The organism is Microbacterium sp. NPDC055903 (genome assembly GCF_053615555.1).
This window is the reverse complement of the sequence record NZ_JBSHCA010000001.1, coordinates 585,292-604,416: the sequence shown is the minus strand read 5'-3', so window position 1 is coordinate 604,416 and position 19,125 is coordinate 585,292. Positions and strand designations below refer to the sequence as shown.

The window sequence follows — 19,125 nt, the reverse complement described above, 5'->3', positions numbered from 1 at the left end:
GGGCCGGGGGTTCTTGGCTCGCCCTTGTGTCGGGGTGGGGATTGCCCCCGGGCCACTCACTCTAACATCCCCCCCCCCCCCCCCCCCCCGCCGGGGGGGGGGGGGGGGGGGGCCCCCCCCCCCCCCACCCCGCCCTCCCGATCGAAAGCACCCCGTGACCACAGCACCCTCCGCCCGCACCAGGCGCCGCAACCCTGCCGCGTTCTGGGTGCTCCTGCTCCCGTTCGTCGTGATGTTCGCGCTGTTCTTCCTCGCGCCGATCGTCTACGCGATCGTGCAGAGCCTGTTCGCCACGCGCAGCAGCGGTCTCGGCCTCGGCCGTCCTGAGACGGCCTTCGTCTTCTTCGACAACTACGCCAGGGCGCTCTCCGACTCGGAGTTCCTCGACAGCCTCGGCCGCCTCGTGCTGTTCTCCGCCATCGAGGTCCCGCTCATGGTGATCACGGCCCTGGGGCTCGCCCTGCTGCTGGATTCGGGCAAGGCGCTCTGGCCCCGGTTCTTCCGCGTGCTGTACTTCGCGCCGTACGGTGTGCCTGGGGTCGTCGCGACCCTGCTCTGGGGATTCCTCTACATCCCTGCCACCAGCCCCGTCCTGCAGGGGCTCTCGGCGATCGGCATCGAGATCGACCCGCTCTCCAGCGGCAATGTGCTCTTCGCGATCGCCAACATCGCGCTGTGGGGCTTCGCCGGCTACAACATGGTCATCCTGATGTCCGCGCTGAACGCGATCCCCTCCGAGCTGTACGAGGCGGCGCGTGTCGACGGCGCATCGGCGTGGTCGACCGTCTGGCACATCAAACTGCCGCTCGTGCGCCCATCGGTGATCCTCGTGACGGTGTTCACGATCATCGGAACACTCCAGCTGTTCGTCGAGCCGCTCGTGCTCCGCCCGCTCACGACGGCGATCAACACGACGTTCACGCCGAACCTCGCCGCCTACAACCAGGCCTTCGCCCAGGGCAACCCGAACCTCGCCGCTGCGATGGCGGTGATCGTCGCCGTGGTCGGCTTCGTCTTCTCGTTCGGATTCCTCCGCCTCGTCAACCGGAAGGGGAACCGCGCATGGTGACGCGCCGCCCTGCATCCGATCCGGTCGGCACGACCGCGGTCACGATCCTGCTCGCCGTCGCGGGCATCTACTTCCTGCTTCCGCTCGTGTGGGTGCTCATCGCCGCGACGAAGTCTCCCGGCGATCTGTTCGCCTCCTTCGGGCTGTGGTTCTCCGACTCCCCGCAGGCGTGGGAGAACCTCACGAGCCTCTTCACGCAGGACGGCGGACTGTTCCTGACCTGGGTCGGCAACAGCATCCTGTACTCCGGCGTCGGCGCGCTGGTGGCGATGATCCTGGCGGCCGCGTGCGGCTACGCGATCGCGAAGTTCCCGTTCCGCGGCAAGGAGGCGCTGTTCTCGGTGATCCTCGGCGGCGTGCTCGTCCCGGCCACGGTCATCGCGCTGCCGCTGTACTTCCTGCTCAACAACTTCGGGCTCACCGGCACGTACTGGGCGGTGCTGCTGCCGAGCATGGTCAGCCCGTTCGGGGTGTACCTCGCGCGGATCCACGCGAATGCGAGCGTCCCCGACGAGGTCATCGAGGCCGCGCGTCTGGACGGTGCGGGCGAGATCCGCATCTTCACCGGCATCGCCAGCCGGATGATGACCCCGGCCCTGGTGACGATCTTCCTCTTCCAGTTCGTCACCATCTGGAACAACTACCTGCTGCCGCTGGTCATGCTCAACGACACCAAGACCTTCCCGGTGACGCTGGGGCTTACGCTGTGGAACTCGCAGACCCAGCGCGACCCGATGTTCTATCAGCTCGTCGTGACCGGTTCCGCGGTGTCGACGCTGCTGCTGGTCGCCCTGATGATCTCCCTGCAGCGCTTCTGGCGGGCCGATCTCACCGCAGGGGCCACGAAGGGCTGATCGCCCGGCTCAGCCCTTGCGCATCTCGCGGTACGCGCTGGGGCTGAGCCCGTGGACCTTTCGGAACTGCCGCGAGAAGTAGAACGGGTCGTCCATGCCGACCTGGCGCGCGATCTCGGCGACCTGCATCGGCGTGGTGTCGAGCAGCTGCCGTGCCCTGGCCATCTTGAGTGCGAGGTGGTGCGCGAGCACGCCCCCGCCCGTCGCTGCGCGGAACAGCGCGGCGAGATGCGACGGCGAGACCCCGACCAGGGCCGCGAGCTCGGGGACCTGCACCCTCCCGTCGACCCGTTCCTGCAGGTAGCGCATCGCGCGCTCCAGCGGCGTGCCGTCCTCGGGGAGGACGCGGTCGACGGCGAGCTGGGTGAACAGCCGCCACGCCATGCCGGAGGTCGCGATGAGTCGGGCGGGGGTCGTATCGCGTTCGAGGGCGGTGACGATCTCGTCGAGCTGCGCCGTGATGCGGTCGGCGGAGCGCAAAGACAGCGTGATCTCGCCCGGTCTGACGGAGAGCGCCGACACCAGCTCCGGCACATCGCTGCCCAGGACGTGACACCACCAGATCGTCCAGGGCTCGTCCTCACCGGCGCCGTAGGCGTGCGGGACGCCGCCCGGGATCACCGCGGCCGAACCAGGACCCATGCGTGTGCGGATGCCGCTGTGCTCGACCCAGCCCGCCCCGGCGACGCAGACGATCACGATGGTCTCGGCCGCCCCGTTCGGGCGCACGCGCCCGTGCTTTTCCGCGCGGGGGAAGCATCCGGCGTCCGTGACGACCATGCGCCGGGTCACCGGCCGCGCGAGCGCGGCGTCGACGAGGGGACGGGGGACGACGGTGAGGCGTTGGTGGTCGAATCCGTCTTTGCGCAGCATGCCGCCATTGTCTCACCGAGCGCTCCGCGGGAATCGTCGGATGATCCAGGTCTGGCATCTGATCAGCCATGGAGCGCCCGGGGGCCGTCGACCTAGAGTTTTCGCGTGACCAGCGACAACGAAGCCACAAGCCGCATCCAGCTCCCTGCAGCCCCCGTCGATCAACAGGAGATCATCGACGCCGGCGGCGTCGGGTGCTGGTCCGAGCCCGTCACGATCGACACCTACGAGGCGGCATCGCCCGATCGCTATCCGCTGTTCCTCGACCGCCGGGTCTACCAGGGCTCGAGCGGGCGCGTCTATCCCATGCCGATGACCGACGCGGTCTCGCACGAGAAGCGGCCGCGGGAGTGGCAGGCGATCCATCTGGAGAATGTCTATGTGCGCCTGCTCCTGTTGCCGGAGCTCGGCGGCCGCATCCACATCGGCTACGACAAGATCGCCGGCTACGACTTCTTCTACCGCAACAACGTCATCAAGCCGGCCCTCGTCGGGCTCGCGGGGCCCTGGATCTCGGGCGGCGTGGAGTTCAACTGGCCGCAGCATCACCGTCCGGCGACGTTCCTGCCGGTGGACGCGCGCGTCGAGCGCGAGCCCGACGGAGCGGTGGTCGTCTGGCACAGCGATCTGGATCAGCTGCAGCGCATGCGCGGCGTGCACGGGGTGCGGCTGCGCCCTGGGTCCTCGCTCATCGAGGCCGATGTGCGGTTGCACAACCGCACTGACGTGCCCCAGACGTTCCTGTGGTGGGCGAACGTCGCCGCACGCTCGCACGAGCAATACCAGTCGTTCTTCCCCGATGACGTCGCCTATGTCGCCGACCACGCCCGCCGGGCCATCACGGCATTCCCTCGGGCCGACCGCCCCTACTACGGCGTGGACTACCCGGCGCTCGCGGCGGAGAGCGCCGACGCGGACCGGATCGACATCTACAGCAACATCCCCGTGCCGACGTCCTACATGATCACCGATACGGAGGAGGCCTTCTTCGGCGGCTACGATCACGCGGCAGACGCCGGCTTCGTGCACTGGGCCGATCGGGCGATCTCGCCGGGCAAGAAGCAGTGGACCTGGGGCACCGGCGAGATCGGTCGAGCCTGGGATGCGCAGCTGACGGATGAGGATGGCCCCTACGTCGAGCTCATGGCTGGCGTGTACACCGACAATCAGCCGGACTTCGCCTGGCTCGTGCCGGGGGAGACGAAGCGCTTCAGCCAGTACTGGTTCCCGATCCACGCCATCGGCGCAGCGAGGCAGGCCAGCACGGATGCCGCCATCGCGGTCACGCCGGACGGCTCGCGCGCCGGTGTCATCGCCACCCGCGCGCTCGATGCGGTCATCACGATCCGCACCGCGGAGGGCGAGTACGAGCGGGCCGTCGCGCTCGCTCCGGATGCGCCGTTCTCCCACGAGTCCGCCTCGCGCATCGTCGAGGTCATCGTGCGCGCGGCGGGAGCGGCGCCGCTCGTCTGGCAGGATCGCGCCGCCGCCGCCGCCGAGCCGTGGGTGGCCACGGCGCCTCCGGCGCCGGAGGACATCTCCTCCGAGGACGAGCTCTTCCTCACCGCGACGCATCTCGACCAGTACCGGCACCCCACCCGGTCCGCGGTCCCCTATCTGCGCGAGGCGCTCGCGCGGGATGCGTCCGACACACGAGCCGCGACGGCGCTCGCCGCCTGGCACCTGCGCCGCGCGGAGTACGAGACGGCGGCGGAGCTGCTGGAGCGTGCGATCGCTCGGCAGACGCGTCGCAACCTGAACCCGCGCGATGGCGAGGCGCTGTACATGCTCGGTCTCGTCCGCGAGCGTCAGGGCGATCTCGCCGCTGCGGACCGGCATCTCGCCCGCGCCGGCTGGAACGCCGTCTGGGCGGCACCTGCGCAGCTGGGACGGGCGCGCATCGCGCTGCGGGAGGGACGCCCCGCCGATGCGCTCGCGCTCGCGGAGTCCGCCTCGGCCATCCCCGAGGCGCGCCGGCTGGTCGTCCTCGCGTTGCATGCGCTCGGGCGCGACGCAGACGCCGAGCAGGCGCTGCGTATGCTGCGTTCTGCGGATCCGCTCGATGCGGCGACGGCGGTTCTCGCCGATGTGCTGGGCCTCGAGGGCGCCATCGACGCGCCGGCCGATCCGCGCACCGTGCTGGAAGCGGCGTGCGAGCTGGCCAGGGCGGGGGCTCACGGCCTCGCCCTCGCGGCGACCGCGACGGCTCCGTCGAGCAGGGCGGCCGCCTTCGGGAACGCGGAGCCGATGCGCCGTGTGCTTCGCGCATCCTGGGCCCTGGCGATCGACGATGACGCACTCGCTCAGGCGGAGCTCGCCGAGCTCGGCCGCACCGCCACGGACCTCGCATTCCCCGCAGGGCTCGACCACGTCGACGCGCTGACGGCGGCGGGAGATGCCCACCGTGTCGTCCTCGCGCTGCGCGGCATGTGGCTGCTGGATGCCGGGCGCGACGAGGACGCCCTGACCGCGCTCCGCGGCGCGATCGACGCCGGCAGCGAGGACCCGGTCGCCTGGCGCAACCTCGCCATCGCCGTGATGCGCACGAGCCGCGACGTCGTCGCCGCCGACGAGGCGTACGCGCGCGCCCTGGAGCTCGGCGACGACGCGCGTCTCGTCTTCGAACGGGATCTGCTGGCCCGGATCGCCGGTGCGACGCCCAGAGAGCGTCTCGAACGGATGGAGGCCAGGCCGGCGCTCCTGGCAGAGAGGGACGACCTCGCCCTCGCCCACGTGGTCGCGCTGCTCGACGTCGATCGGGTGCAGGATGCCTGGGGCATCCTCACCTCGCGGGTCTTCCGGCCGTTCGAGGGCGGCGAGGGGCGCGTCATCGCGGCATACGACCGGGCGGCGTGCGCGCTCGCCGCCGAGCTGCTCGCCGAGGGGAGTTCCGCGGAGGCCGTGGAACTGCTGGAGAGCGGCATCGAGATCCCCGCGAACCTCGGGGAGGGCAGGCACCCTGCCGAGCCCTACGCCGAGCGCCTCGTGCTCCTCGGTGACGCACGGGCCGCGCAGGGCGATCATGCGGGGGCGCGTGCCGCGTGGCAGCAGGCCAGGACGGCGACGCCGCTGGCGGTGGCCGAGCGCCCCGTCGACGAGAGGGACAGGTGGCGTGGGGTCGCACATCTGCGCCTCGCGGAGGCGGAGCAGGCCGACGCCGTCTGGACGGCGCTGGAGCGTCGGGCCGACGATCTCGAGCGCGAGCGGGATGCCGTGGACTACTTCGCGACGTCCCTGCCCGAGCTGATGGTCTTCGACGTCGACACCGCGGCGGCCCGCCGCGCGTCAGCAGCCGTGCTGCGAGCGCTCGCCGTCGAAGGGCGAGCGCTGCAGGTCGAAGCGGGGAGGATGGGAGCATGACGCAGCGCTATCTCGGCTCCGGAACGGTCGCAGAGACTTTCGACGCGCCCACGGGGGCGATCCCCGCGCACCTGCCGTCGCGGCTGGCGATCTCGCTCTGGGACTTCTCCTGGTACACGAGAGCGGGGGAGGGCGAGCCCTATGCCGACATCGATGCCGCGGCCGCCGAGGCGGCGGCGCTCGGGTACAACGCGATCCGCATCTGCGCCGCGCCGCTGCTGCTCTTCGGCGGCCTCGGGCTGGACGATCTCGCCGGCGAGCTCGAGATCGAGGGTCTCGGCCCCGCGCCGGACGGTGGCTTCTACGGGCGCCGGACCCGCTGGTACGACGCGCCGGGCGGCTATGCGATCGACGTGCGCACCCGGCTGCGCGAGCTCTTCGACGCGGCGGAGCGCCACGGCATCGTCGTGATCCTCGCCAGCTGGGAGTATCAGCAGTCCACCTCATTCGCGGCGTCCCCGCGCTGGTTCGAAGCGATCGACGCCGTGCCGCTGGATGAGCGTTATCGCGTGCTCGCGCGGGCCTGGGACGCCCTGATCGACTTCCTCACCGCGCACGGTCACCGCGAGCGCATCGCGATGGTCGAGCTGCACAACGAGGTCGACTTCTCGATCCTGCCCGCGCTCGCCGACGGCGGGACGGCCCAGGTCGGCTGGCTGCAGGAGCGGCACCTCGACCTCCTCGTCACGGCGAGCTATGGGAAGCCGCCGCACCTGGCGATGCACACGGTTCCCGACGGTCTGGGGGCTGCCCAGTTCCATGTGTACAGCTATGGAGTGCTCGATGCCCTGCAGAAGCGCATCGACATCCGCTCGGAGGGCAGCGACGGATTCCCCAACGCCGAGCTCCGTGCGCTGCTGAGGGCCGATGCCCCGTCCGTCGAGGAGTACGGGCGCGCGGCCGAGTGGAAGTACCGGGCGACCGTCGTCACGGACCAGATGATCTACGGCTACGACTGGATCGACGCGGATGCCTGGGACACCTGGCTGCTGGAGGAGTACGGCGTCTATCGCGAGGTCATGCGGCGCGAGATCGAGTCGCGGGTGATCGCGATCGCCGAATGGGCGAGATCGCAGCGCATCCCCGCGGTGATCGGTGAGGGCTGGGTCGGCTACACCCCGCTGCTCGGCGACTTCGAGGAGGGGCCCATCGGTCGCGCGCTCGCCGAGCACGGCATCTCGACGGCGCTCGCGCGCGGTGTCTGGGGTGTGGTGCTCTGCTCCAACGCGGCGCCGCATCATCCGATGTGGGCGCTGCGCGACTGGCAGATCGCGCAGAACGCGCGGATCCTCTCGGCCTGAACGCCGTCGTGTCCGTCCGCGGAGATAGTCTGACCGCATCCCTTTTCACCGCTGAGGAGCACCATGCCCATCGCGACCGATGACCCCCGCCTTCCGCGCGCCTACGAGGCCGCCCCGTCCCGGTACTCGGATGTGCCCTTCCAGAGGGCCGGCGCCAGCGGCGTCCAGGTGCCGCGCGTCTCGCTCGGGCTCTGGCAGAACTTCGGGCGGGACCGCTCGTTCGACGTGCAGCGCGAGATCGTGCTGCACGCGTTCGACCGCGGCGTCGTGCACATCGACCTCGCGAACAACTACGGCCCGCCCTACGGCTCCGCCGAGGCGACGTTCGGCAAGGTGCTGGAGAGCGGGCTGGATCGCTACCGTGACGAGCTCTTCGTCACGACCAAGGCCGGCTACGACATGTGGCCCGGGCCGTACGGCGACGGCGGGTCGCGCAAGTACCTGTTCCGCTCGCTCGAGCAGAGCCTCGCTCGCATGAAGACCGACTACGTGGACGTGTTCTACTCGCACAGGGTCGACCCTGATACGCCGCTCGAGGAGACCATGACGGCGCTGGCCGACATCGTCCGCAGCGGCAAGGCGCTCTACGTGGGGATCTCGAACTATCCGGCGCCGCTCGCCGAGCGCGCCTACGAGCTGCTCGCCGCGCAGAACGTGACCCTGTTGCTGCACCAGCCGAGGTACTCCCTGTTCGACCGCACGCCCGAGACCGAGCTGTTCCCGTGGCTGCGTGAGCGCAGGGTCGGCAGCGCGGTGTTCTCGCCGCTGGCTCAGGGGCTGCTGACGGGCAAGTACATCGACGGCGACGTCCCCGCCGACTCCCGCGCGGCGAACAGTCACTTCTTGAACGGCTCGGCGCTCACCGAGGACTATCTGCAGCGCATCCGCGGCATCGACGGCATCGCGAAGCAGACGGGGCTCTCGATCCCCCAGCTCGCGGTGGCCTGGGTGCTGCGTGACCCGGTGGTCACCACCGCGATCATCGGAGCATCCCGCACCGGCCAGATCGACGACGCGATCCTCGCCAGCCAGGCCGTGCTCGATGACGAGGTCATCGCCGCGCTCGACGCGTTCGCCGCGCAGCCGGGCGGTGCCGTGGTCTGAGCCACGTCCTATGCCGAAGGGCGCTCACGCCGCATGTGCGGAGTGAGCGCCCTTCGTGCGTCCTGCCTAAGGGCGAGGAGCGTCGAGCAGCACCAGCTCGCGCGTCGATCGGGTCATCGCCACGTACCGGTCGACGGCGCCTTCGATGCCGTCGCCCCAGGCGGCAGGATCGAGCAGGACGACGAAATCGAACTCGAGGCCTTTCGCCGTCTCGGGAGTGAGTGAGAGCACGCGCTCGGGAGTGCGCGGCGGGTCCACGCCGATGACGGCGGCCGTGCCGTCCTCATTCGCGGAGAGCCAGGAGGCCAGGACGTCGTCGAGCTCGTCGAGCGTGCCGCGGCGCACGGGAAGACCGCTGGAGCGGATCGAGGTCGGCACGTTCGCGTCAGGGATCGCCGTGCGGATGATGGGCTCCGCTTCGGCCATCACTTCCTCTGGCGTGCGGTAGTTCACGGTGAGGGAGGCGAGGCGCGCAGGGCCGAGCCCCACGCGCTCCAGCTGCTCGGCCCAGCTCTGCGTGAAGCCGTGCCTGGCCTGCGCGCGATCGCCGACGACGGTGAAGCTGCGGGAGGGACACCGCGCCAGCAGCATCCGCCATTGCGCATCGCTCAGCTCCTGCGCCTCGTCGACGACGATGTGCGCGAACGGCCCGGCCAGCGGATCCACGGCTGTCGCGGGAAGCGCGTCTACGTCGTCCAGGGAGTTGCGCAGGTCCTCGCCGGTGAGCATGGACATGATGCCGAGATCGTCGTCCGAGCTGGACACGAGGTAGTCGGCGACATGGGAGCGATACTCGCGCTCTTCGGCGATCCTGGCCGTGCGATCTCGCCGGATGCCCTCCGCCTTCGGATCGCCGAAGAGGCGGTGCGCGGCGTCGAGGAAGGGGAGGTCGGATTCGGTCCAGGCCGTGCCGACCGATCGCTGCAGGTGTTCGGCGTCGCCGCTGCCGAGCCACGGCGCGCATCGCATCAGGAACGCGGTGTCCGTCCACAGGGCGGCGACCAGAGCGGTCGGGTCGAGCAGCGGCCAGGCGCGGTCGAAGGCGTTCACAAGTCGCTCGTCGCCGCGAAGCACCGGAGCGAGCAGGCGCTGCGGCACGCGGGCGCGGTGAGCCAGGATCTCGACGAGCGTGTTCCAGACCTGCGGGCGGGCGTCGTTGTGGGCCGTCCCCGGTTCCACGGCGTCGAAGGCGTCTTCCCAATCGTCTCTGTACAGCGGGATGTCGATCCAGTCCGTCTCGATCATGAGGTCGTTCTCCGGTGGCCGCCGGTACAGGCGTACGGCGCGGTCGACGGCGCCGAGCAGGCGTGCGTCCGCCTTGAGCGCGAATGTGCGAGGATCCTGCTCCCGCCCGTCCACCTGCTCGGGGACGAGATCGCGGAGCGTGCAGGTGCGCACGCCGTCCTCTCCGAGACTCGGCAGCACGTCGTCCACATAGGCGAGGTACGGTTCGTGCGGGCCGACGACGAGTATGCGGCCGCCAGCGGCGATGCGCGGGTCGGCGTAGAGCAGATAAGCGGCGCGGTGCAGCGCGACGACCGTCTTCCCCGTGCCAGGGCCGCCGTCGACGACGAGCGGACCCTTGGCGTCCGCACGGATGATGGCATCCTGGTCGCCCTGGATCGTGGCGAGCACATCGCGCATTCTGGGCGACCGTGAGGCGCCGAGACTGGCGATGAACGCGGACTGGTCGTCGAGCGCGGCCGGGTTGGTGAGCGCGTCGGGGGAGAAGACCTCATCCCAGTAGTCGCTGATCAGGCGGTTCGTCCACCGGTACCGCCGGCGGCTGACGAGCCCGGCTGGATCGCCGTGGCTGGCGGCGAAGAAAGGCTCGGCGGCCGGTGCGCGCCAGTCGATGAGGAGCGCGTCGCCTGCGGCGTCGGTGAGCCCGAGGCGTCCGATGTAGACGGGTGGGCCGTTGAACGGGACCATCCTTCCCAGGCACAGGTCGATGTCGTAGCGCTGCAGGGCGGTCAGGCGGGAGTTGAGGCGATGGATCTCGAGGTCGCGCTCGACGGCGGAGCCGCCGACGCCGGCCGGGGCGTGCCGCAGCGCGTCGAGTCTCGTGGAGGCGGTGGCGACGGCCTCTCTGAGAGCGTCGCGGATGCGCGCGAAGTGCAGGTCGTCCTCGCCGATCAGAGCAGGATCGGCCTTGGCGGAGAGGCGCTCGGGGAGGTGGAAAGCGGTCGGAAAACGGGTGTGCACAGCGGCTCCGATCTCGCGCACGCCGGTGTCTCCCGGCGCCGCGATCGACCAGTATGCGCCCCGTGGGGGCCCTTGCCGCAAGCCCCCATCCCCGCGGTATCCTGGAAGTGCAGGCAGGAGCGTCCGGCCTCCGTAGCCGGGTCCGGCGCGGCGGAGCTCATCCCGGCACCGCCTGTCGTCGATCGCCCGGTGAACGCGGCCGATGCGGTGAGCGCGCCCGATGCCAATGCTGATGCGGGTCCCACCAGGCGGGGCCACGGACCTCCGGGACACCACGATCCATCCGGATGCGCCATTCGCTCAGATGCAGCGTGCGGTGATGGAACCAGCACAGCAGCACCCCGTTGTCCGTGTGCGTGGGGCCACCGGCCGCATGCTCGCGGACGTGGTGGATCTCGCACCAGCTGGCAGGCACCGTGCACCCGGGGATCACGCAGCCGCCGTCGCGAACGACGATCGCCCTGCGCTGGAGCGCCGTGAAGATCCGCGCCGACGTGCCGAGGGCGACGATACGCCCGTGGTCGTCGAACAGCACGCGCTGGACGCCGCCGGCGCATGCCGCCTGGTAGGCGGTCGACAGTGCCGCGCGCTCGCCGGTCCTCGGCAACGTCGCCCACCCCGCCCCTCTGGTCAGATCATCAGCGGTCGCCGTCACGACGAGTGTGGGTGCGGCCCCGCCGAGGTGGGGGAAGAGATCGGTTCCGGCGGCGACGGTGAGTATCGAAGCGAACGCGTCGTGCTGCTTCTGGGCACGCGTGCGCGTGTCGAGGAAGGCCGACTCCTCGGCGTCGTCGACGCCGTCGTCGGCGAGTTCGAAGCGAACGCCGCTGCCTGTGGCGCCGGGCACGGATGGTGCGTCCGGCGCCGGAACCGCTGGAGTCCTCGGATTGAGCACGCTGTCCTGGAGGAGCGCGAGCTGCGCCGCCACCTCCGGCAGCAGCGCGCCCCGCACCGGGTGGACGCCGTTCTTGAGAGGCCCCACGCGGAGGAACCTGCCCTGCATCGCGTCCTCTTCGGATGCGGGATTCGGGCCGTCCGGGTCGAGGTACGCGATCATGACCTTCGCGTACACCGCGAGCTCCTCGGGGAGGGCCTTTGGATGCGGGGTCGCTGCGTGATCGTCAGCGCCTCCAGGAGACTCCGGGTCGGAGCCGGCGGCGAGCAGCGCGAGCTCGGCGTCCACGCGCAGCAGATCCTCCTCGCCGATGCGTCTCGCGGCGTGCACGACGGGCTCGGCGGCCGCGAGAAGCCCTGCGATGCCGAGGTCGCCGGCGGTCATCGCCTCCCTGAGCGCAGGAAATCGCGCCGGGAGATGCTCGCCGCTGGTCACCGACCGCATCCGATGCACGAGACCGGCGGCCCGGATGAGCCGCGTCGCGGCGCGAGCATCGGTGGTCAGCAGCATCCGGATGAGGTCCACTGCGCTCGCGCATCCGTACGCCGTGCTCATGCGCTCGTCGCGATATCGGTCGGAGCGGGTCGAGACGACATCGACGGCCTCGATCTGCACTCCTTCGAGCCGCTGTTGGATGCGGCCGGTGATCGTCAGCAGCTCCGCCGTCTCGGCGTCGGTGAGGTCCTGCACGGCGTCTGCGGCGAAGGCGGAGCGCGCCGCCGCATCGAGGGAGGCCTCGACGGCTCGCATCCTGTGCAGAAGATCGTTCATAGCTTCTATTGAACAAGGGGCCACCGACATTGATACAAGAACAAAAAGACGATGAAGGATTCTCGTGAAACACTGGAGCCATGCACGCCACGCGCTCTTCCGAACCCCAGCTCCAGCGCAATGCCCTCGCACCCGGCATCCTGGCCGCGATCGCATTGTTCCTGTCGCCGGTGTTCACCGTCGACCTCGGCGCGACGATCATCCGTTACGTCGTGGCGATCCTTGCCCTCATCGTCGCGTGGTTCGCCGTGCAGGCGAAGCAATGGTGGTGGACCGTCGTCTTCGTGGCCGTCGCCGTGTTCTGGAACCCGATCTTCCCCTTCGAGGTCGACCCCGTCGTCTGGGGAGGCGCCGGCGTCGTCGGCGCGCTGCTGTTCATCACGGCGGGGGCGCTGATCAAGAACGAACGGTCAGAGGGATAGCGCCTTGTCCGACGTACTGGTGAGATTCCACTCCCGCGACGTGCGGCGCGTCGAGGAGACGTGGCAGCGCTATGTGCCGTCGGCTCGTCTCGACCGGGTCGACCCGAGCCGGTTCCGCTTCGACTGGACCTCTGCGCAGCTGCCAGGTCTGTCCATCGTGAAGTACGAACTCGCCGCGGGGGTGCGTTCGTCGGTCGACCCGCATGGACAGGTCCTCGTCTGCCGCGTGCACGGCGGCGGATCCCACGTGCGCACCGTCGATGGCGAGGACGGAGCGGGCACGCCGTGGATCACCGATGGGCGTGCGGTCGAGGCGCAGTGGGACGGCGCGGCTGTCGTGCAGGCGCTCATCTTCGACAGGATGCTCGCGCAGGAACTCGCCAGGCAGATGTCCGGCGACGCAGGACTCGTGCTCTCCGTCACCGGAGCGATGCCGGACCGCCCCTCGGACGCCCTTCATTGGCAGCGCACCTTCGACTACGTCCTCCAGGCCCTGACGGGCAGTGCCGCAGACGATGACATCCTCAGGGCCTCGCTCCAGCGGCACGCGCTCTGGACGACGCTGGCGACGTTTCCCACGACCTTCCGGGACACGATGAAGCGCTCGCCGCAGACGAGGGCGGCACCGGCGCTCGTGCGCCGTGCGCTCGACTTCATCGCCGACAACGCATCCAGGCCGATCACCGTCGACGACGTCGCCGGTGCGGTGCACCTGTCCACGCGGGGGCTGCAGATGGCCTTCCGTCGCGCCTTGGAGACGACGCCGGGAGAGGAGCTGCGCCGCGCACGACTCGCGGGTGCGCACCGCGACCTCAAGGAGACCGAGGACCCGATCGCGGTGGTCGCCCGGCGCTGGGGGTTCTCGCATCCGTCCCGCTTCGCCGGCTACTACCGGGAGCAGTACGGGACGGCGCCGAGCGGCACGCGTCGCGCGGCCCGATGAGCGATGGGCCTCGGAGTGATGACGCGACGCGCACGGTTGCGCACGCTTCGCGGCTGTCCTCGCGCCGCCGGCGCATGCGGCGGATGAAGCACGCATAGCCTCGAGCGAGATGCCGACCCTTGGCATCGCGATGAGGAGAACCATGGGTCAGCTGTACTACGGCGGCGAGAGCAAGCCGATCTCGATCGAGGATCGCGCGCTCGCGCACTTGAAGGTCGTCGTGGCGACCAAGCTGCGACGGAACGAGAGCTTCACGCTGTCGTGGCGGCATCCAGACGGCGACCCGGAGGGACGAACGACGATCTGGCTGCATCCGTCCATCCCGCTGCGCTTCGTGTTCGGCGAGCCGCAGACACCCGCATTGAGCCGGACGTGGATCGAGGACCTCGCGAACTCCGCGAACTCGAGCGGAGGGATCATGCTCGTGGATGAGCACCTCGAACCGGCGGAGGACGCCGGCTGACCTGGCTCCCTCCGCCGCTCGGTCTCACGCGCGGGGCGGGGCGACCAAACGATCCCGTCGCCCCGCCTCCTGTTCAGCGTTGCTCGCCCGCAGCGGACTGCCACTCGCGGAATGTGCGTTCGGAGAGCCTGGCGTGCGCTCCGGGCAGCAAGTCGCGCTCACCGAGGGATGCTCCGAAGTAGGTCGCCAGCGGATCCGCGACGATCTCGCGCTCGTCGTGCCGGAATCTCAGCTCCCTCTCCGCGAGCTCCTGGAGCCGGAACACCTCCGGACCGCCGAATTCCTGCACCCGCAGCAGCGGCCGCTCCTGCACCACCGAGACCACAGCGGCGGCCACATCGTCGGCCGCCATCGGGCGGATCAGCGCCTCGGCGAGACGGACCACACCGCGACGTGTCGCTGCATCGGTGATGCTGCGGATGAACTCGTAGAACTGGGTCGCGTGGACCAGCGAATAGTCCCGGCCCGATTCCACGATCAGCCGCTCCTGCGTCGCCTTGGCGCGGAAGTATCCGCCTTCGGCCCTCGCGAGCCGATCGGTTCCGACGACCGACAGCGCAAGGTGGTGGCGGATGCCGGCCGCGGCGCCGTAGCTGAGCAGATTCATCGTGGACTCGGCGAAGAACTCCTCCGCGCCCGCCTCGTCGAGGTAGGACGAGTTGGAGACGTCGATCAGCGCCTCCGCACCGGCGAGGGCATCGGCCAGGCCCTCACCCGTGAAGGAGTTGACACCGGTAGCCCGTGACGCCACCACCGGATCGTGGTCGGCCGCCCTCAACTGCGCGACGACCCGCGATCCGATGAGACCGGTGCCGCCGACGACGACGATCCTCATGACCGGGGAGGGTTCGCGGGCAGCCACTCGGCCAGCGTGGTCGGGAAGATCTGTGCTCCGTCGACCGGCAGCAGAGTCCGCTCCTCGATGTGCGCTCCGAAGTACTGCGCCTGCGGGTCCTGCACGACCGTGCGCGCATCGCCGCGGAAGGCGAGGCCGCGGCGGATGAAGTCGTCCATCGGGAACACCTCGGGGCCGGCGATCTCGATCCCGCCGTTCAACGGCGAGCCCGCCGCGGTGCGCGCGACCGCGGTGGCGACGTCCTCGGCGGCGATCGGCTGGATCAGCGCACCGGGAAGGCGGATCTCGTCACCGGCGGCCACGGTCGCCGCGATGCTCCCGATGAACTCGAAGAACTGCGTGGCGTGCACGAAGGAGTACGGCACCCCGGACTGCTCGATGAGCTTCTCCTGCGCGGCCTTGGCATGGAAGTAGTCGATGTTCTGCGGGCGGTTCGTGCCGACGATCGTGAGGGCGACGTGGTGCCCGACGCCTGCTTCCTTCTCCGCGGCCAGGAGGTTCGAGGTCGAGGTCGTGAAGAAGTCGAGCACGGCCTGCTTCTCGAACGAGGGGGAGTTCGAGACGTCGACCACGACGCCGGCACCCGCGAGTGCCTCGGCGACGCCTTCACCCGTGATGGAGTCCACGCCCGTTCCCGGCGAGGCCGCGATCGCCTCGTGTCCGTGAGCGGCGAGCTTCGCGACGACCTTGGAACCGATGAGGCCCGTGCCTCCGATGACGACGATCTTCGTCATGTCCAGCCTTTCTGTCAGGAGCACCGGGGATGCGGTGTCGACAGCTATGACCGGGTGCTCTCCTCGCCTGTGACAGGTGAAGGCGAATCCGACCGCTCCCGGTTCCAGGCGCCGATCTTGGCGGGATTGCGCACGATCCAGATCGTGCGCAGCGACGCACCGTCCCGCTCGGCGGAGACGACGCCGACCACCGTGGCGCCCTGCCGGACGACGATGCCGTCCACGCCGTTGACGGACGCGATCGAGACCTCCGCCGAGCAGGCGAGCTCCAGCATCCCCTCGACGGCTGCGACGCGACCCCGCTGCGGTTCGCGGGGTGTGCCGACTATGCCGCCGGTATCGATCACGAGCAGCACGCCGGGATGAAGCAGAGCCCGCAGATCCGCGCCGTCGCGACGGGCGAGGGCGTCGGCGAGTCGGCTGATGAGGTCATCGGGCGCGGATGCATCGCGTCGTCGCCGGAGCCGCCCGGCCGGCGCTGCTCCTCTCATGCGTGTGCCACCGCGGCCCTGCCGAGCTTGTCGGGGCTCATGACCCAGAGGAGCTGCTCGATCCCGTGCGCCCCCGCGGTGAGGGTGACGAGGGTGGTGACCTCATCACCCGTCGTCAAGGTGGCGGCCGGCTGGCCGTTGACCTCGACCCAGTCGATGCGCTTGCCGGTCCAGAAGTGACCGGCGAACGCGGCGACGAAGGCCGCGACCCTGCGGCGTCCTGAGACCGGGATCCGGGCGGCGAGCTTCACGCCGTTCCCGTCCGTGTAGCTGACGACGTCTTCGGCGAACAGGCGCTCGAGGTCGCCGACGTCGCCGTTCTGCGCAGCCGTCAGGAACGCTTCCAGGAGTCGTCGTCGATCCGTGTCCGTGTCCGTGGCTGCTGTGCTGCGGGCGGTTGCGAGGTGGCTGCGGGCGCGGCTCACGAGCTGGCGGGCGTTGACGGGGGTTGTGGAGATGACCTCGGCGATGCGCGGGTAGGGGTAGTCGAACGCCTCGCGCAGCACGTAAGCGGCGCGTTCGGTGGGCGTCAGCTTCTCCAGCAGGATGAGCACGGCGTACTGCAGCGCCTCTGCCTTCTCGGCGCCCAGCGTCGGGTCGTCGCTCGTATCGACAGGTTCGGGCAGCCACGGACCGATGTACGTCTCGCGTCTGGCATGCGCGGACTGCAGGACGTTGATGGAGAGACGGGTGGCGATCGTGGCGAGGAAGGCGCCAGGTTCGCGGATGCCGTCGCGATCGGCCGCCTGCCAGCGGATCCACGTCTCCTGGACGATGTCCTCGGCGTCGGCCACCGTGCCGAGCATCCGGTAAGCGATGCCGAAGAGGCGCCGTCGATGCTCATCGAACGCCGTGACGGCCTCGTCCAGTTCCTCGGTCCTCATCCGCGCTCCCGTGTCGTCGCTCAGCGTACGCCGTCGGCGTACCTCAGCTGTGACAGCGCAGGGGGCCGTGGTGTGACAACCCCGCGCGGGGCGTCAGGTGGGAGACTGGAGGGATGAGCACGAACGCAGCCTCGACCGCGACCGGTGCGCTGACGGATGCCGAGATCGCAGCGCTCCGCGCCGATTTCCCGATCCTGTCGGCCCAGGTGAACGGTCGTCCGCTCGTCTACCTCGATTCCGGCGCCACCGCTCAGCGGCCGCTCGCCGTCCTCGACGCCGAGCGCGACTATCTCCTCACCCTCAATGCGGCGGTGCACCGCGGCGCGCACACCCTCGCCGCAGAGGCGACGGAGGCCTTCGAGGATGCCCGCGCCGCCGTCGCCCGTTTCGTCGGAGCCGACGATGACGAGATCGTCTGGACCTCCAACGCCACCGAGGCGGTGAACCTCGTCGCCTACGCGATCTCGAACGCGAGCATCGGGCGCGGGGGAGAGGCGGCAGCCGGGCTCAGGATCGGACCTGGCGACGAGATCGTCACCACCGAGATGGAGCACCACGCGAACCTCATCCCCTGGCAGGAGCTCGCCGCGCGCACCGGCGCGACGCTGAGGGTCATCCCGCTGGATGATAACGGCGCGCTGCGCATCGACGAGCTCTCCTCGTACATCACGGCTCGGACGAGGCTCGTCGCGGCCACCCATGTCTCCAACGTGCTCGGTGTCGTGAACCCCGTCGAGCAGCTCGTCGCCGCCGCGCGCGAGGTCGGCGCGCTGTTCCTCCTCGACGCATGCCAGTCGGTGCCGCATCTGCCGCTGGACGTGCGTGCCCTCGACGTCGACTTCGCGGTGTTCTCCGGCCACAAGATGCTCGGCCCCACCGGCATCGGCGCCCTCTACGGGCGTCGTGCGCTGCTCGAGGCGATGCCGCCCTTCCTCACCGGCGGCTCCATGATCACGACCGTCACGACGACGGAGGCGGAGTATCTGCCGCCGCCGCAGCGCTTCGAGGCGGGCACGCAGCGGGTATCTCAGGCGATAGGGCTCGCTGCGGCGGTCCGCTATCTCGAGGGCATCGGCATGGAGCGCATCGCTGCGCACGAGGCTGAACTCGGCCTTCGCCTCGTCGAGGGGCTCGGTGCGATCGATGGCGTGCGGGTGCTCGGCGAGGGCATCGCGGCGCCGAGGGTGGGGCTGGCGAGCGTGGACGTCGTAGGCATCCACTCGCACGACCTCGGCCAGTTCCTCGATGACAGAGGGATCGCGGTGCGCGTCGGCCATCATTGCGCGCAGCCCCTGCACCGCAGACTCGGGGTCACCTCCTCGACCCGCGCGAGCACCTATCTCTACAACACCGCCGACGAGGTGGATGCCGTCATCGCCGGCGTCGCCGATGCGATCGGCTTCTTCGGGAGGATCTCGTGAGCTCGTCCGATCTGCAGAACCTGTACCAGGAGCTGATCCTCGATCACTCGCGCGCGCCCTACGGCTTCGGTCTGCGGGATGCCGTGCCCTCCCAATCGCACCAGCTGAACCCGACCTGCGGCGACGAGATCACCCTCCAGGTGCATCGCGCCGCGGACGGCACGATCGAGGCGGTGACGTGGGAGGGGCACGGCTGCGCCATCTCGCAGGCCTCGGCGTCGCTCTTCGCCGAGCTCGTCGAGGGGATGCCGGTGGCGGAGGCCGAGCATCGCATCGAGGTGTTCCGCGAGGCGATGCGCTCGCGAGGCAAGATCGAACCCGACCCCGAGCTGCTTGGCGACGCCGCGGCGCTGGGCGGGGTGTCCCGCTACGTCGCGCGCGTGAAGTGCGCGATGCTCGCGTGGGTGGCGGCGGAGGATGCGATCCACAAGCTCTCCTGACCCCGGCGTATGACGTCGTGTGTCGTCTGATGAACGGGC

17 protein-coding genes are annotated in these 19,125 nt (G+C 70.0%); 10 read left to right on the top strand and 7 right to left on the bottom strand.

Features of this window, described 5'->3' with window-relative positions:
• Window positions 1-154 precede the first annotated feature (154 nt).
• Window positions 155-1,069, top strand: coding sequence for a carbohydrate ABC transporter permease (locus tag ACWGJP_RS02805; RefSeq protein WP_452328229.1), 915 nt, complete (start codon window positions 155-157; stop codon window positions 1,067-1,069).
• Window positions 1,063-1,923, top strand: a complete 861-nt coding sequence (locus ACWGJP_RS02800) for a carbohydrate ABC transporter permease (RefSeq protein ID WP_452328228.1) — start codon at window positions 1,063-1,065, stop codon at window positions 1,921-1,923. The genes ACWGJP_RS02805 and ACWGJP_RS02800 overlap by 7 nt, the downstream gene beginning before the upstream one ends.
• Window positions 1,924-1,932: 9 nt before the next feature.
• Here ACWGJP_RS02800 and ACWGJP_RS02795 read toward each other — a convergent pair whose 3' ends face one another.
• Window positions 1,933-2,796: an AraC family transcriptional regulator gene (locus ACWGJP_RS02795; protein ID WP_452328227.1), complete on the bottom strand. Its 864-nt coding sequence runs from the start codon at window positions 2,794-2,796 to the stop codon at window positions 1,933-1,935.
• Between the two features lie 105 nt (window positions 2,797-2,901).
• Between ACWGJP_RS02795 and ACWGJP_RS02790 the strand changes: the two genes are divergently transcribed.
• From ACWGJP_RS02790 to ACWGJP_RS02780, 3 genes are all read left to right on the top strand, one after another.
• On the top strand, window positions 2,902-6,156 hold the full coding sequence (locus ACWGJP_RS02790; RefSeq protein WP_452328226.1) for a DUF5107 domain-containing protein: 3,255 nt from the start codon (window positions 2,902-2,904) through the stop codon (window positions 6,154-6,156).
• Window positions 6,153-7,457: a cellulase-like family protein gene (locus tag ACWGJP_RS02785; RefSeq protein WP_452328225.1), complete on the top strand. Its 1,305-nt coding sequence runs from the start codon at window positions 6,153-6,155 to the stop codon at window positions 7,455-7,457. The genes ACWGJP_RS02790 and ACWGJP_RS02785 overlap by 4 nt, the downstream gene beginning before the upstream one ends.
• Window positions 7,458-7,520: 63 nt before the next feature.
• A complete protein-coding gene (locus ACWGJP_RS02780; RefSeq protein WP_452328224.1) occupies window positions 7,521-8,561 on the top strand; it encodes an aldo/keto reductase in 1,041 nt (346 codons plus the stop codon).
• Window positions 8,562-8,627: 66 nt separating this feature from the next.
• Here the strand turns inward: ACWGJP_RS02780 and helR are convergent, their stop codons facing one another.
• Window positions 8,628-10,787, bottom strand: coding sequence for an RNA polymerase recycling motor ATPase HelR (gene helR, locus ACWGJP_RS02775; protein WP_452328223.1), 2,160 nt, complete (start codon window positions 10,785-10,787; stop codon window positions 8,628-8,630).
• A gap of 136 nt (window positions 10,788-10,923) precedes the next feature.
• Entirely contained in the window at window positions 10,924-12,432 is a 1,509-nt protein-coding gene (locus ACWGJP_RS02770; protein ID WP_452328222.1) for a DUF222 domain-containing protein, read from the bottom strand.
• A gap of 80 nt (window positions 12,433-12,512) precedes the next feature.
• Here ACWGJP_RS02770 and ACWGJP_RS02765 point away from each other — a divergent pair, with 80 nt between their 5' ends.
• The 3 genes from ACWGJP_RS02765 (at window position 12,513) to ACWGJP_RS02755 (ending at window position 14,260) form a co-directional block, all read left to right on the top strand.
• A complete protein-coding gene (locus tag ACWGJP_RS02765; protein WP_452328221.1) occupies window positions 12,513-12,854 on the top strand; it encodes a DUF6804 family protein in 342 nt (113 codons plus the stop codon).
• A gap of 4 nt (window positions 12,855-12,858) precedes the next feature.
• Window positions 12,859-13,797, top strand: a complete 939-nt coding sequence (locus ACWGJP_RS02760) for a helix-turn-helix transcriptional regulator (protein WP_452328220.1) — start codon at window positions 12,859-12,861, stop codon at window positions 13,795-13,797.
• 142 nt (window positions 13,798-13,939) lie between these two features.
• A complete protein-coding gene (locus tag ACWGJP_RS02755; RefSeq protein ID WP_452328219.1) occupies window positions 13,940-14,260 on the top strand; it encodes a DUF7882 family protein in 321 nt (106 codons plus the stop codon).
• Between the two features lie 73 nt (window positions 14,261-14,333).
• Here ACWGJP_RS02755 and ACWGJP_RS02750 read toward each other — a convergent pair whose 3' ends face one another.
• Genes ACWGJP_RS02750 through ACWGJP_RS02735 form a run of 4 tightly spaced genes read right to left on the bottom strand, consistent with a single transcriptional unit; the run spans window position 14,334 to window position 17,225 of the window.
• Window positions 14,334-15,095 carry an SDR family oxidoreductase gene (locus ACWGJP_RS02750; RefSeq protein ID WP_452328218.1) on the bottom strand — a complete coding sequence of 254 codons (762 nt, stop codon included), beginning with the start codon at window positions 15,093-15,095 and terminating at the stop codon, window positions 14,334-14,336.
• Window positions 15,092-15,850 carry an SDR family oxidoreductase gene (locus tag ACWGJP_RS02745; RefSeq protein WP_452328217.1) on the bottom strand — a complete coding sequence of 253 codons (759 nt, stop codon included), beginning with the start codon at window positions 15,848-15,850 and terminating at the stop codon, window positions 15,092-15,094. The genes ACWGJP_RS02750 and ACWGJP_RS02745 overlap by 4 nt, the downstream gene beginning before the upstream one ends.
• Window positions 15,851-15,894: 44 nt before the next feature.
• Window positions 15,895-16,341 (bottom strand): hypothetical protein, encoded by a 447-nt coding sequence (locus ACWGJP_RS02740; RefSeq protein WP_452328216.1) that lies wholly within the window; start codon window positions 16,339-16,341, stop codon window positions 15,895-15,897.
• On the bottom strand, window positions 16,338-17,225 hold the full coding sequence (locus ACWGJP_RS02735) for an RNA polymerase sigma-70 factor (protein WP_452328215.1): 888 nt from the start codon (window positions 17,223-17,225) through the stop codon (window positions 16,338-16,340). Before ACWGJP_RS02735 ends, ACWGJP_RS02740 begins: the two co-directional genes overlap by 4 nt.
• Window positions 17,226-17,338: 113 nt before the next feature.
• Between ACWGJP_RS02735 and ACWGJP_RS02730 the strand changes: the two genes are divergently transcribed.
• Window positions 17,339-18,646 carry a cysteine desulfurase gene (locus ACWGJP_RS02730; RefSeq protein ID WP_452328214.1) on the top strand — a complete coding sequence of 436 codons (1,308 nt, stop codon included), beginning with the start codon at window positions 17,339-17,341 and terminating at the stop codon, window positions 18,644-18,646.
• Complete coding sequence (gene sufU, locus ACWGJP_RS02725) at window positions 18,643-19,086, top strand: Fe-S cluster assembly sulfur transfer protein SufU (protein WP_452328213.1); 444 nt, start codon at window positions 18,643-18,645, stop codon at window positions 19,084-19,086. Before ACWGJP_RS02730 ends, sufU begins: the two co-directional genes overlap by 4 nt.
• The last annotated feature ends 39 nt before the right edge of the window (window positions 19,087-19,125 follow it).

Excerpts from the sequence above, each read along its gene's own strand:
- ACWGJP_RS02800 (WP_452328228.1), top strand. The coding sequence starts at position 1,063 with ATGGTGACGCGCCGCCCTGCATCCGATCCGGTCGGCACGACCGCGGTC.
- ACWGJP_RS02795 (WP_452328227.1), bottom strand. The coding sequence starts at position 2,796 with ATGCTGCGCAAAGACGGATTCGACCACCAACGCCTCACCGTCGTCCCC.
- ACWGJP_RS02785 (WP_452328225.1), top strand. The coding sequence starts at position 6,153 with ATGACGCAGCGCTATCTCGGCTCCGGAACGGTCGCAGAGACTTTCGAC.
- ACWGJP_RS02780 (WP_452328224.1), top strand. The coding sequence starts at position 7,521 with ATGCCCATCGCGACCGATGACCCCCGCCTTCCGCGCGCCTACGAGGCC.
- ACWGJP_RS02770 (WP_452328222.1), bottom strand. The coding sequence starts at position 12,432 with ATGAACGATCTTCTGCACAGGATGCGAGCCGTCGAGGCCTCCCTCGAT.
- ACWGJP_RS02765 (WP_452328221.1), top strand. The coding sequence starts at position 12,513 with ATGCACGCCACGCGCTCTTCCGAACCCCAGCTCCAGCGCAATGCCCTC.
- ACWGJP_RS02755 (WP_452328219.1), top strand. The coding sequence starts at position 13,940 with ATGGGTCAGCTGTACTACGGCGGCGAGAGCAAGCCGATCTCGATCGAG.
- ACWGJP_RS02750 (WP_452328218.1), bottom strand. The coding sequence starts at position 15,095 with ATGAGGATCGTCGTCGTCGGCGGCACCGGTCTCATCGGATCGCGGGTC.
- ACWGJP_RS02745 (WP_452328217.1), bottom strand. The coding sequence starts at position 15,850 with ATGACGAAGATCGTCGTCATCGGAGGCACGGGCCTCATCGGTTCCAAG.
- ACWGJP_RS02740 (WP_452328216.1), bottom strand. The coding sequence starts at position 16,341 with ATGAGAGGAGCAGCGCCGGCCGGGCGGCTCCGGCGACGACGCGATGCA.
- ACWGJP_RS02735 (WP_452328215.1), bottom strand. The coding sequence starts at position 17,225 with ATGAGGACCGAGGAACTGGACGAGGCCGTCACGGCGTTCGATGAGCAT.
- ACWGJP_RS02730 (WP_452328214.1), top strand. The coding sequence starts at position 17,339 with ATGAGCACGAACGCAGCCTCGACCGCGACCGGTGCGCTGACGGATGCC.